Genomic DNA, 13222 nt, shown 5'->3' on the forward strand with positions numbered 1-13222 from the left:
ATAAATTTTAAAAAATAAGTTAATCAAAAGCATTTAAATTACTTAATTACAATATCAAAATCAATATTTCCATTGTTTTTAATTGTAATTTCTGCACTTCTTGTTTCACTATTATATTTTACTGTTGGAATATCATAACTTCCTTCTATTCCATTAACATTTGTAATAGTTGGAGCTTTATCAATATTCATCAATTTAATTACGCTAGTTCTCTTTTCACCATTATTAGTATTTTTTATATAACTATCATATACCCAATTAAGTGCATCTACCTTGCTCATTTCTGGTAACTTTTTAGCTTCATCAGCATTTTTAGCACCTTCCCAAAGAGAATCTTTATTGGTTCTATAGTTATTTAATTTAATATTAATTGATTGATTATTATCTTCCATAATTAAATAAGTATGCGGTTCTAATGTAACTTCTGATTTAATATTAGCAATATCAAATGATCCTTTTTGATTAATATTTTCATTATACTTATAGTTATAAATAAACCAACGATTATCTAATTTTTGAGCAAATATATTACCATTATATTCTTCTTTATATAATTTATTAAAATATTCTTTTCTATTTGTAATATTAGATAATTCTGATGAATTCATATCTATTAATTTAATCTGACTTCCAGATAAACGACTCTCTATTTTATTGCGTTCAATAGAAGATGGAACTGCTGGAATATTTCCATAACGTCCAGTTGTATACGCAGGAGATTGACTCATCTCTGTATTAAGCCCTACAAAATAATTACCGTTTCCGTTTTGTGTGAAATTACCATATAATAAAGATTTAGTTTTTGCACGCATTTCATTTTTTGAAGGACTAGGATTATTAATAACATATCTGAAAAACTCTTTAATCACATTTGAGAACAATGGTGATTCTTCATTTCTAACTCCATAGGTATATGCTGGATGTTCAAAATTATATACACATCCTCCATTTAAATAAATATTCATTGCTTCAATACCTAATAAAGCTTCTGGCTCTGTAAGCCATTGTCTATTTCCTTGAGTTTTACCTATATTTCCACTTTCAAACAACTTCCACTTGCCAGTTTCATACCATTTCCATGTATCCATTAATCCTCCCCACTGATATGCATAGTCAGTAAGCCAAAGTCCAGTCATATAGCTACTTGTTGGTGCATCATTTCCTTCAGCTTGTGGAGTATTCTTATACATAAATATAAAGTTTTCCCAATACTTTTCTACAGCTTCCTTAAATACAGTTTTTCCATTAGATCCAAATGCTTTTTCTATAGATCCTCCATTATTTTGCTCTGACCAAATAAAATAACCACCATATTTTGCAGAAAGTTTTAAGTATTCTGCTGCGTTACTTTCTACATTATCTGTCCAAACCCAATAATTTTCTGTACTAAATACACCTTGTAAAGCGCTGTACTTTGAATACATATCTTCTATCCACTCAGTTGTTAACCAATGAGCAGCTGTATATCCTGGAACATTTCCTGCTGTATAAACTGTTAATACAATAGGTATTGGCTCATTCTTATTTGTTTTTGGATTAACATAACTTTGTGCCTCATTAAGCATATGTTCATAAAAATCTGCTGCTACTCCATCTCTTTTTGGTAAATCATCTGGATGTAATTGTATTACTGTATACGGTTTTAAATCATCTGGAACCTCTTTCCACTTCCCAACTAATGTGTCATCGCCCCAAAAAGCATAATCTCCTTTTTCATATTTAGATCCATTAGCATATAATGGTATCATTAGCAATGGCTTCTCATTTGAAATTTCTCTTCTTTTTTCAGCAGGAGTCCAATCATTTGGATTCACAAAATCACCCTTAGCTGTAAATTTAGCATCTGCATAAACTACTTCATCTCCCCAAGTTTTTTCTCCAGCGTAGCTCTTCAGTTGAAGTCTTTTTGCATTTTCAGGGATATTAAGATCTACCTTAATAGCAGGTGTTTCATATGTTAATCCATTTGGAAACTGATTAATTGTAGAATATATTACCTTACCATCTACAACAACTTCTATTTTATCAACCTTTGCATACTGCTCATTAATAGGATTTGCACTTCTATCTATTCCTAGATAAGAAAAGAATTTAGTTACTCCAGCACCTGAAATATCATATGTTATAGTAGAAGGACTTCCTGCAATAGTTCCTAAACCTTTTTCAAATTCACTAATACTTCCATCCTCCATTTTTAAAGAAATTTTTGTTGATTGATTATTATTACCAGGAGTGAAAGGATGATTTTTTTGTACAATTTTACTTTTTGTATCATCTCCGTGGGTAGCATTTAACCAATCTAAATCAGATAAATAAACATCTCTGCTTTCTTCCAAAGCATAAACTTCCATACCATTTACCCCTACAAAAAATACTAATATTACACTTAAAATATATTTGATATATTTTTTCAGATTATTTTTCATAGTTACTCCTCCCATTTATCATTAATATATTAATTTTAATAACTTTTCCCCCTTAAAATTTTAAATTCCCCCCTTTCATTTCTATTATTAAATTTATAATTAGATTATAAAAAAACATTACTTTCTTCAAAGCTTAAGAAGATAATGAGATTGCTAAGAACATTAATTCCTTAAAAATAGAAGAAAGCAATGATTAAAACTAAATCTAGAAAACCTATTATTTATTAATTCTAATTAAAATTAGACTTCCACAACTTTAATTTTTTCAAATAAGTTTTTATAATTATCCATATTTACATAACCTGTTATATGCTCTTGTGCATTAAGCATTCCTAAAGTATTAGCGATTTTCAAAACATTTTCATCTGTTTCTCCATCATTTAATCCCTTAGTTAATCCTGCAATTGTTGAATCTCCAGATCCAACTGGATTAACAACTTGTATTTTAGGTATTATCACCCTATAAAATTTATCATTATGCTTAGCAAATGAACCTTTCGCTCCCATAGATATAACTATCCATTCTATGCCATTAAACATAGGGGTATTTAATATTAATTTTAAATCCTCTATACTATCTTTTACTTTTACACCTAATAAATCTGACAATTCATCTATATTAGGCTTTATTGCAAATGGCTTTGAATCATTTTTTAATACTTGTCTTAATTCTTCTCCAGAACAATCTAAAACAACTCTTTTATCTTTTTTATTACAAATTGAAAGCATTTTAACATAAAAATCTTTAGATATTCCCAAAGGCAAACTACCTGAAATAGATATAATATTTGCTTTATCTACTAAAAGTTCAAAGTGCCTTAAAAAGTTATTTGCTTCTTTCTCAGAAATATTTGGACCTGATTCAAGTATTTCTGTTTGATTCCCCTCATGAAGAATAGCAATACAATTACGAGTCTCACCACTTATATCTGAAAAAGAATGTTTTATGCCATTAATATTTAAATCATTTTTTATAAAATCACCAAAAAAACCACCTAATAAACCACTTGCCAAAACATCAGCATCTAACTGCTTTAATACCCTAGTAACATTTAACCCCTTACCTCCAGCGGTTTTTGTTACCTTAGTCACACGATTTACTGAATCTAAATTTAAAACATCCAATGGATAGCTAATATCAATTGAAGGATTCATTGTAATTGTTAAAATCATTTTTTCCCTCCCATAACTAATCTTTATATTCTCCACGATTCCACCTCTCTAAAAATTCATCAAAGAAATGTATGTCATTTTGTTCAGGTTTATTCTCTTCAAGACTATTAATTTTATTGATTATTTTTTTATTTTCTTCATTTTCTATATAATCAGCTTTAATAAAAGCTTCTATAATATCACACATTAAAAATTCTCCTGTTATTTTTCCACCAAATCCAATAACATTAGCATTTAACTGTTCTTTAGCATAAATAGCAGTTGTCATATCACGAACAAGAGCACTTCTAATTCCAGGAACTTTATTCACTGCATTGTTAATTCCTACTCCTGTTCCACAAATACAAACTCCTAAATCAGCCTCTCCACTAGCTACAGCTTCACCAACTTTTTTACCAAAAATAGGGTAGTGAGTTCTAGTAAAATCGTATGTTCCTACATCAAGAACATCATATCCTTTTGCCTTTAAAAAATCAGATACTGCAATTTTTGTATCAGTAACAATATGATCACAACCTATAGCAATTTTCATTAATTAATCCTCCCTAATAATTGACCTTAAACAATTTAAGCCATTTTATTCAACATATCTACACGGATTTGATGTCTTCCACCATCATAAGAAGCTTCTAAAAATTCTTTAACAATATTTAAGGCTAATTCACTACCAACAATTTTTGATCCTATGGTAATTATGCTAGAATTATTGTGCTCTCTTGTCATATAAGCTGACCTCTCATCAGATACTTCTGCTGCTATAATTCCTTTAATCTTTGTGGCAACCATAAAGCTACCTGCCCCATATCCATCAAAGGCAATGCCTAAACTTCCTTTGTTCTCTAAAACATCTTTAGTAATTGCAACTGTTGATTCAACAAAATCTTCAGATGCCTCCTCACTTTTATCAATTACCTCAAAATTATTTTCTAAAAGATAACATTTAATCATATTTTTTAATTCCATACCTTCTTTGTCAGCTCCAATTACTACCCTCATAGTTCAATCCTTCCTTCTACTTTAGAAATATCTTTATTTGGTATAAATAAAACCACCCGATTTGCGGGTGATTTTAGATAATATTTAATTTATATCTTAAATTAACTTTAAGCCTAACTTTCTTATACTCTTAATTAGAAAATTTATTATTTCTCATATATTAAATCCTTAATTTCTATAAAAGTCTTAATCTAATAACCTAAATTCTATTAACATTTTCTAATTATATTTACATATAAATTAGAAAGTCTTTTATTTACTCTTAAGTATAATAATTTCTTTAGGATTTAATTTAACTTCAACGGAACCATCTTCAAAAACTTTATAATTTTTATTGCCTAGAACTACGTCATATTTCTTTGGTTCTATATTCTCAAGTTTATAAGATTTAATTTCATCTGATGGGTTTCTAAATGAAATAATTGATTTTGAACCAGAATCTGATTGACAATAGTATCCATATACTCCCATAAGGCTAGGCTTTGTTCCAAAGAAAGTACTATTTTTTAATATTGGATAATTTTCCTCAATCCACTTAATGGCTTGTGCGTTTACTTCCCAACGTTCATCATCAAACATGGAATAAGAATAATAAAATTCCCAAAAAGCATTTCCACGAGTAGCAATAAACATTAAATACTCTTTAAACTCTTCTATAGAACAATAGATTTGATGATCTAAATACCACATACTTGCAGACTCTGCATAAATAGGTTCATGATTATATAAGCTACATAATGGAAGTTGAATATCTCTTTCAATCAAGAATTCATAATATTGAGAATCACGATATGTGATCATTTTCTGAATATCATTTCCTCCATTTGGAGTAAAGCCAACATCTTGTGAAGTCTGAATCCAAAGACTATTTACCCACTTTAAAAACCAAGGGCTAGGATTAACATAAGATGTAAGATTGATCCAAAAACTCTTTTCTCCTCTTTCTTCTCTTAACTCATTAAATAGACTAATCATAAATTCATATACTGCCGTCATAGTATGCATACCATATGGTCCACTTTCATCCTCAGTATCTGGCTTTAATAACATTCCATCAATTTTCCAATAGGAGATGTCATATTTGCTTTGGTACTCTAACATTTTTTCTTTCATCTTTCTAAGATAATTAAAGTCTCCTACATTTACATCATTAGAAATTTTATTTTTAGATCCTATGTTTAAATCCTTATTTTTTTCTAACCAATCACTCATAGTAACTTGAGTTCCATTATATCCACCACGTGGACCAATCCATAGTCCTAAAGTTGAACCAAGATTTTTTACACATTCTGATATATCTTTTAATTCATTAGGAAACTTATCATTAAATTCCCAAACACTTTCATAATTAGCCCAACCATCATCAACTACAAAGGCATCTAAAGTAATTCCATAGTTTTTAAAGCCTCTATTTATTTCTAAGAAACTTTTTATTATGCTATCATTAGTAATGTTTAGCATATGATCATACCAAGAATTATACTGTTTTCTAAAAGTAGCTGGCAAAGATATAGCTTTAATATACTCAAAAAATGAAGCTTGAATTTTTTCTTTTGATTTTTCTGGAGCAGCTCCAATAATTGCTGAATGTATATCTAATCTTTTTTCTACACTTTTTCCATAATAATACCTTGAAAAATACTTTCTTTCTTGAATACGATTTTCTCCCATAGGAAATTCCATTCCCATGAATAAAGATTTTGCATAAATAGGTTGCCCTAATTCTACATAGTATCCGTTAAAATTCCCCATTTCCTTTATATTATTCTGTTTTTTAGGGTAATAGATATTATTAGTATCCTCAAATTCAAAAGTATCACAGTCAATATAATTAATACGTTTACAACAATTGAAAACTGTTAGCTTTTTATTTATAACCTTATTTTCCACAAAATAATTAACTTCAACAGATAAGTTATCTTTACTAAAATTCACCACTAAAAGTTGTTCACTTTGCTTCTTAATCTCCACATTCATCTCAGAAGAAGGTAATATTTCTCCATCTACAAAATAGATAATAAATTCATTTTGTGTATGAACTAATATTTCTTCATTTAGAATAGGATTTAAAAATGATGTGGTATAAAAACTTTTTCCATCATAATGAAAATTTCTTTGAATATAATTTCCTAATACTTTCATCAACAGTTACCTCTCAATTACTTTAACTCTATTTTTATAACTGTATCGATTGGATCAGCTAATGGATATGTGAAATGAGCAACCTCTCCAAATTGTACAAATAATATAGAATCATAAGCTCTTGTAGTCCAACTTTTAGAAATTCTAACTTCACTTCCATCATGCAATAAAGTCATAGCTTTTACATCTTTTTCATTAATACCAATCAATGCTAAAGGTCCAATTGGTTGTTCAAAAACATGCGCATAAATAACATTGTCTTTTTTAGTATAATAACCCCAATCTGGTTTTGGTAATTCACTAGCACTTCCACATCCATAAATAGATTCTCCATTAGCACTCATCCATTTAGCAAACTCATCTAAAATATCTAAGCTAGGTTGATTAATTACACCCTTTGCTGTAGGCCCAACATTTAAAAGCATATTTCCATTTTTACTAACACACTCAACTAACTTACGAATTAAAACACTACCAGGCTTATATAAATTGTCTGTTGGATTATAGCCCCAATTATTATTCATGGTTAAACATAATTCCCATGGAACAATATCGCCTTTATAATTTCTAATTCCTTCATGAGGTACAATCTGTTCTGGGCTAACAAAATCACCACAATATGGGCTAGGATTTTCTGTAACAATACTTCCAAATCCTCCTCCAGATGTTTCTAATCTATTGTCAATAATAACATCTGGTTGGTGTTTTCTAACCATATCAATCAATTCTTTAGCTTTCCAAACTTCTCCAAACATTTTGTCGTAAGAAAAATCAAACCATAAGATATCTAATTTTCCATAGTTAGTTACTAATTCTTCAACTTGAGAATGCATATAACTTAAGTAATTATCGAAATTAACTTCTTCATTTATAAAGTTTTCATTTCCTCTCATAGGATGATATAAATCATTGTACTTAGGATAATCTTTATGACGCCAATCAATAAGACTATAGTATAATCCTACTTTTAACCCTTCTTCCCTTGCAGCCTCTATAAACTCTCTTACAAGATCTTTTTTTATCTTTGTATTTGTAGATTTAAAATCTGTATATTTACTATCAAATAAGCAAAATCCATCATGATGTTTAGCAGTTAAAATCATATATTTCATTCCTGCCTCTTTTGCTGCTTTTGCCCATTTATGAGGATCAAATCTTTCAGGATTAAATTGTTCTAAATAAAAATCATAATCTTCACTTGAAATTCTTTCGGCACTTCTAACCCATTCGCCTCTACCTAATATAGAGTATAGGCCCCAATGAATAAACATTCCAAAACGACTTTCTCTAAACCATTCTGTTCGCTTCATAATACTATCTAATTCATTTTTCATCACTATATTCTCCCTTATTATAACTTTAATTTTAATAACATTTATTTTTATTCATCTATAAAACTACATATAATTTTTTAATATAGATTCACTTTATTATCTATATGAATAATAAAAGAAAATTTAAAACAGTTTATTATTTTAAAATATTCAACCAAACTAATAAAACAGATACAATCATTACTCCAAAAATTATTACAACAGGATTCTTTCCTTTTTTAACCAACTTATAAAGACCTAATGTTAAAAGTAGTGGTACCACCCCTGGAATAATCTTATTTAAAGTTTCTTGTAATGATACAACTAAATCTCCTTGGATATATTCAAATGCAAAATTAACACCAACCCATTGAGGAATTAATCCTCCTATTAAAATTAAACCTAATGCCATTGACATATTAGTAATATTCTCTAAATTAGATTTAGTTTTTTGACTTTGAATAAAGTTTGCACCTTTTTCATATCCAAATTTTAAACCAAAATATTTAAGTGGAATATTGATAGCATTAATTAAAAATAAAGCTAAAAATATACCTAGTGGATTACCAGCCTTTGCATAGGAAGCACCAACACTAAAAATGATTGGTAATAAAGTTAACCCAATAATACTATCACCAAGACCAGCTAAAGGCCCCATTAAACCAACCTTTATACCTCTAATACTTTGATCTCCTTCATTCTTTTCTTGCTCTTCTAATGCAGATGTAATTCCTAAAATAAATGGCGCTGCTGTTGGATGTGTATTAAAGAACTCTAAATGTCTTGACATAGCAACACTCATATCTTCTTTTTTATCTTTATAAATCTTTTTTAAAGTAGGTAGTATAGTATATAAGAATCCTAAGTTCTGCATACGTTCATAGTTCCAAGAGGCACCGTACATGAAACTTCTCCAGAATACTTTATTTATTGTTTTTTTCTCTAAACCATTTTTATTCATAGATCTAAAACCTCCTCTTCTTCAACTTCACACGTATTATTAGATATTTGAACTGAATTTGATTTCATTGAAAGTAAGAATACGATTGCAACACCTAATAAAGCTATACCAATTGTTGATAAATTTAAGAATGCTGAAAATACAAAACCAACTAGTAAATATGGCCACATATTTTTTTTAAGCATCATATTTAATAACATAGCAAAACCAATTGCAGGTAACATACCTCCAGCAACATTTAAGCCAGTCATAATTACTGGTGGAATTTTATCAAATAAATCTTTAATATAGTTTCCACCTAATACTAATGCTGCAAAAATAGGTACAACTTTAAATAAAACAATTAATACTAAGCTTGAATGATGATATAATCCAATTTTACTTGGATCTCCTTTTTTAGCAGCTTCATCAGCCTTTTTTACAAAATAAATATCTACAGTTTTAGCTAATACATCTAATTGTTGAGTTACAACTGCAACTGGAACTGCAATTGCAACACCAGCAGTAACTCCATGTCCTGATAAAATTCCTAATGCTGTTCCTACAATAGCTCCTGAAATTGTATCTGGTGGAGTATATCCTCCAACAGCTGTAACACCTAACCACATAAGTTCAAGAGTTGCACCGATTATCATACCTTGTTGAAAATCTCCTAATACTAATCCAACTAACGAACCTGCAATAAGAGGTCTATATAACATTAAAACTGGTCCATTATAATCAATTGTTGCTATAACAGCAACGGCTGTTACTAAAAGCATTTGTATTATCATTTAATACACTCCTTCCTCAATCAATATAATTTTTCATATCTTCACTCTTATCATTTGGAACCATTTGAATCTCAACTTTTACACCACTATTTATAATTTCTTTAAAATACTTTCTGTCTTCATCTGTAACAGCAACTCCTGCTGTGATTTTCTCATTTAAACTTGTCTTACTCATATTTCCAACATTTAAATAATCAAATTTAACTTTTCCCTCTAAACATTCAAATACTTCTTTTGGATTTGTGAAAAGCAGCATTGTTCTACGCTTAATAGGAACTTTATGATATGCAGAAATAAATTTTTCAGGGTTAAAAAATACTACTTTAATTCCTGCTGGTGCTGCTGTTTTTAAAATTGTTTGTCTAAGCTTGTCTTTGTATACATCCTCACTAACAATAATTGCTTGCTCAATTTCATATTTTTTAATCCAAGTTGTTACAACTTGTCCATGTAATAAACGATCATCTATTCTCAAAAATTCTATAGCCATTCTTCCTCTTCCTCCTCTTCTACAATAATAGTATTAAGATTTAATAAAAACTCTCTTCCACTTTTAATCAAGTTATCATTATCTATTTCATTATCAATATTAGAGAAAATCTCAATTAACACCATTAAGTTATATCCTGTTATAACAGAAACTCTCTCATTTCCTATTGCTATTTTTAAAGCTGTATTATTTGGCGTACCACCTAATAAATCCGTTAATATAATAACTTTTTCATTATTCACCAATAAATTTTCAACTAAATCATTCATTGTTTCATAGAATAAATCTACATTTGCTCCCACATCTAATGTTAATGTTTCTAACCTTTCATCAGATATTTTTCCAAAAATCATTTCTGCTGAACTTACAATTGCAGAAGCTAATGGGCCATGACTAACTACTAATATTCCATTTTTATATTTACTCATATTTCTATGCCTCCTTAGATTTACGCTGGCCATAAGAAGTAAATTTTTTCTCCATTAATTCCATCTCATCATCTGGCAATATAAATGGCTCTCCAATACTTTTAGAAATACAGTATATCTTTGAACAATATTCAACTTCTTCTATAATATTAAAAGCATTCAACAAATCATTTGATCCAGCTAAAATTCCATGGTTAGCTAATAATACAGCTTTTCTTTCTTCCATAGCTTTTGCTGCATTTTCTGCTAATTCTTCTGTTCCATAAGTAGCATAATTTGCAACTCTTACATTTTTACCGGCTACTGCAATCATATAATGTGTTGCTGGCAATTCTTCATGTAAACATGCTAAAACTGTAGAATAAAGTGTATGTGCATGAATTACAGCATCAATATCCTCCCTAGTTTTATATAATTTTAAATGCATTTGCCATTCACTAGAAGGAAGATTCTCCCCTTCTACTACATTCCCATTTAAATCTAAAATCACAATATCTCTATCCTTCATTTCAAAAAAATCAATTCCAGAAGGAGTAATAGCAATATAACCTAAATTTCTATCAAAAACACTTAGGTTTCCACCTGTTCCTTTTGTTAGCTTTTCAACAACTAATTTTTTCCCATATTCTATTAATTTCTTTCTTTCTTTTTCCATTAACATGTTTTGTCACTCCCTTCATAGCCATAAGTCTATTTTTTATAAAGTGGCCCTAATAATCTACATATTTCAAAATCAGCAGTTTCCAAAGCTTTTGTTCCTGCTCCTTCAAAAATATTTGGTCTAAAAATTCTTTCACGTGGTACATTATGAAGTGTAACTGGAATTCTTAACATACTTGCTAGAGTAATTAAATCAGATCCTATATGACCATGGACAAATGCTCCATGATTTGCTCCCCAATGATTCATTACATCATAAACAGTTTCAAAACCACATTCCCCTAAATTAGGAGCAAACCAAGTAGTAGGCCAAGTCTTATCTGTTCTTTCATCTAAAATTTGATGTATATCTTCATCAATTACACAAGTATATCCTTCAGCAATTTGTAGGGTAGGTCCAATACCTTTAATTAAATTTACTCTTATTAATGTAACTGGTAATTCTGCCTCTGTTTTAAAATGTGATGAGAATCCACCGCCACGGAAATATTCATAATTAGCTCTACACCAATCTGTTGCTTTTAAACATGACTGAACATCTTCATTTGTCATATTCCAAAACTCTTTCATTGTTTTATTTCCATCTTTATCTTTTGCAGCTGCAGTTCCATCTAAAGCAGATGCACCTGAATTAATAAGATGTATAATTCCATTTTTAGCTTTTCCAGTTAATTCTTTTCCTGTTACCCTCTTAACGGACTCTGGACTCCAATAAGTTCTAACATCAGAGAAAATAGGTGCTTTATTAGTAAGTAATGTTCCTAATAACATGGAAACACCATTTAATGTATCATTTTCAGTAGCAAAAGCTGTTACCTGTCTAGGTCCATTCCAATCAAAGGTAGAAGCCATAATCGCTTCAGTAAAATCACCATTAGGTAACCAATCAGTCCACTGTCTTTGTCCTTGAAATCCTCCTGCTATAGCATTTCTACCTCTTGCCTCTTCTTCCCAACCTAAATCTCCTAACTTTTCATTCCCATATAAAATATCTCGAATAATAATAGCTTGTTTTGCAATAAACTCCCAATCCTTATCCGCTGGAATAACTTTTGATTTTTTCACAATGTCAGGTAAATCTTTTCCTTCATTTATATCTATACCTTCACGACAATTCTCCTTAATCCAATTTAAAGCTTTATCATATTCTATTGGATCAAAAATTTCTAAATGAATACGGCGCAAAATCTCTGTCATATCAACAAACTCAACTAGCATTCCTAAATAGTCTTCAAAAAAACTTATATCTACTTGTGAACCTGCAATTCCCATAGATGAAGCCCCAATATTCACATAAGACTTACCTTTCATCTGACCAACAGCAATAGCCCCTCTTGCAAATGAAAGTATTTTTTCTTGAACATCTACAGGAATTGTATCATCATCTAGCTCCTGAACATCATGGCCATAAATTTTAAAAGCAGGAATTCCTTTTTGAGCATATCCACTCATTGCAGCTGCTAAATAAACTGCACCTGGTCTTTCTGTTCCATTAAATCCCCATATAGCTTTAATTGTATTTGGGTCAAGATCCATTGTTTCTGTTCCATAACACCAACTAGGAGTTACGGATAATGTGGCTACTATATTTTTTCCTGTAAACTCTTGTTGAACAATTCCAGCATCTCCACTACCTCCAATTGTTCTGCTTGCTAATACACATTGAACTGGAGTTCCATCAGCATAATAAAGAGAATTCTCTATTAATTTTTTTGCTGCCTGAGCCATTTTCATAGCTTTTTCTTCTAATGATTCACGAACTCCACCTTGACGCCCATCTATTGTTGGACGAATACCTATTTTTGGATACGTTTTCACCTTACACACTCCTTTGCATAGAAATAATTTAATAATCCATTT

At 29.8% G+C, this 13222-nt stretch carries 12 protein-coding genes; all 12 read right to left on the reverse strand.

From position 1 onward, the window contains the following. Nucleotides 1–38 precede the first annotated feature (38 nt). The 12 genes from I6G60_RS14810 to I6G60_RS14865 all read right to left on the reverse strand — a co-directional run bounded on the left by I6G60_RS14810 (nt 39) and on the right by I6G60_RS14865 (nt 13180). Nucleotides 39–2426: a glycoside hydrolase family 98 domain-containing protein gene (locus tag I6G60_RS14810; protein WP_011009745.1), complete on the reverse strand. Its 2388-nt coding sequence runs from the start codon at nt 2424–2426 to the stop codon at nt 39–41. A 240-nt stretch (nt 2427–2666) separates the two neighbouring features. Continuing rightward, complete coding sequence (locus tag I6G60_RS14815; RefSeq protein ID WP_011009744.1) at nt 2667–3599, reverse strand: tagatose-6-phosphate kinase; 933 nt, start codon at nt 3597–3599, stop codon at nt 2667–2669. A 16-nt stretch (nt 3600–3615) separates the two neighbouring features. Next, complete coding sequence (gene lacB, locus I6G60_RS14820) at nt 3616–4131, reverse strand: galactose-6-phosphate isomerase subunit LacB (protein ID WP_011009743.1); 516 nt, start codon at nt 4129–4131, stop codon at nt 3616–3618. Between the two features lie 35 nt (nt 4132–4166). Next, entirely contained in the window at nt 4167–4595 is a 429-nt protein-coding gene (gene lacA, locus I6G60_RS14825) for a galactose-6-phosphate isomerase subunit LacA (protein ID WP_011009742.1), read from the reverse strand. Nucleotides 4596–4847: 252 nt separating this feature from the next. Next, nucleotides 4848–6737 carry an alpha-galactosidase gene (locus tag I6G60_RS14830; RefSeq protein WP_011009741.1) on the reverse strand — a complete coding sequence of 630 codons (1890 nt, stop codon included), beginning with the start codon at nt 6735–6737 and terminating at the stop codon, nt 4848–4850. A 17-nt stretch (nt 6738–6754) separates the two neighbouring features. Beyond that, nucleotides 6755–8071 carry an alpha-L-fucosidase gene (locus I6G60_RS14835; protein ID WP_011009740.1) on the reverse strand — a complete coding sequence of 439 codons (1317 nt, stop codon included), beginning with the start codon at nt 8069–8071 and terminating at the stop codon, nt 6755–6757. A 136-nt stretch (nt 8072–8207) separates the two neighbouring features. Continuing rightward, the gene (locus I6G60_RS14840) at nt 8208–9011 is read right to left on the reverse strand and encodes a PTS system mannose/fructose/sorbose family transporter subunit IID (protein ID WP_011009739.1); all 804 of its coding nucleotides are present in this window, start codon (nt 9009–9011) and stop codon (nt 8208–8210) included. Next, on the reverse strand, nt 9008–9784 hold the full coding sequence (locus I6G60_RS14845) for a PTS mannose/fructose/sorbose/N-acetylgalactosamine transporter subunit IIC (protein WP_011009738.1): 777 nt from the start codon (nt 9782–9784) through the stop codon (nt 9008–9010). Before I6G60_RS14845 ends, I6G60_RS14840 begins: the two co-directional genes overlap by 4 nt. Nucleotides 9785–9800: 16 nt before the next feature. Further along, nucleotides 9801–10274, reverse strand: a complete 474-nt coding sequence (locus tag I6G60_RS14850) for a PTS sugar transporter subunit IIB (RefSeq protein WP_011009737.1) — start codon at nt 10272–10274, stop codon at nt 9801–9803. Continuing rightward, on the reverse strand, nt 10265–10702 hold the full coding sequence (locus tag I6G60_RS14855; RefSeq protein WP_011009736.1) for a PTS sugar transporter subunit IIA: 438 nt from the start codon (nt 10700–10702) through the stop codon (nt 10265–10267). The genes I6G60_RS14850 and I6G60_RS14855 overlap by 10 nt, the downstream gene beginning before the upstream one ends. 4 nt (nt 10703–10706) lie before the next feature. Next, a complete protein-coding gene (locus I6G60_RS14860; RefSeq protein WP_011009735.1) occupies nt 10707–11363 on the reverse strand; it encodes an L-fuculose-phosphate aldolase in 657 nt (218 codons plus the stop codon). 29 nt (nt 11364–11392) lie between these two features. Next, the gene (locus I6G60_RS14865) at nt 11393–13180 is read right to left on the reverse strand and encodes an L-fucose isomerase (RefSeq protein WP_111744006.1); all 1788 of its coding nucleotides are present in this window, start codon (nt 13178–13180) and stop codon (nt 11393–11395) included. Nucleotides 13181–13222 lie beyond the last annotated feature (42 nt).

This window comes from Clostridium perfringens (assembly GCF_016027375.1).
GTDB classification, from domain to species: Bacteria; Bacillota; Clostridia; order Clostridiales; family Clostridiaceae; genus Sarcina; species Sarcina perfringens.